This is a genomic window from Azospirillum sp. SYSU D00513 (assembly GCF_017356015.1).
Lineage (GTDB): Bacteria > Pseudomonadota > Alphaproteobacteria > Azospirillales > Azospirillaceae > Azospirillum.
This window is the reverse complement of sequence record NZ_JAFIQV010000131.1, coordinates 1-473: the sequence shown is the minus strand read 5'-3', so window position 1 is coordinate 473 and position 473 is coordinate 1. Positions and strand designations below refer to the sequence as shown.

General features: G+C 69.6%; 1 protein-coding gene. It reads right to left on the bottom strand.

Translation table 11 applies throughout. The features are described from left to right. Positions 1 to 473 (bottom strand): reverse transcriptase domain-containing protein (locus JUB11_RS32520; RefSeq protein ID WP_247887485.1); only part of this gene is annotated, 473 nt, incomplete at both ends.

Genomic DNA, 473 nt, shown 5'->3' with positions numbered 1-473 from the left:
TCGGCGGCTTTCCGCCGGACCGCTCCCTTCGGCCCGCCCCAGAAGGCATAGCCCAGGAACTTGCGGCCGAAGACGGAGGCCACGGCGCTCTTGGCTTCGTTCACCGTCAGGTGCAGCCGGCCATAAAGACGCCGCAGCAGGGCCATCACCCGCTCCCCCGCCCGACGTGACCGCACATAGACGTTGCAGTCATCGGCGTAGCGGCAGAAGGCATGGCCCCGGCGTTCCAGTTCCTTGTCCACCTCGTCCAGGAGCAGGTTGGCCAGCAGCGGCGACAGCGGCCCCCCTTGCGGGGTGCCCGCCCGGCGCCGTGTGACCGTCCCGTCCTCCTCCATCACGCCCGCGTCCAGGTAGGCCCGCACCAGCCGGATGAGGGCCGGGTCCGGGACCTTCCTGGACAGGCGGTCGATCAGGATGTCGTGGTCCACCCGGTCGAAGAACTTCTCCAGGTCCACATCCACGACGGTCCGGCG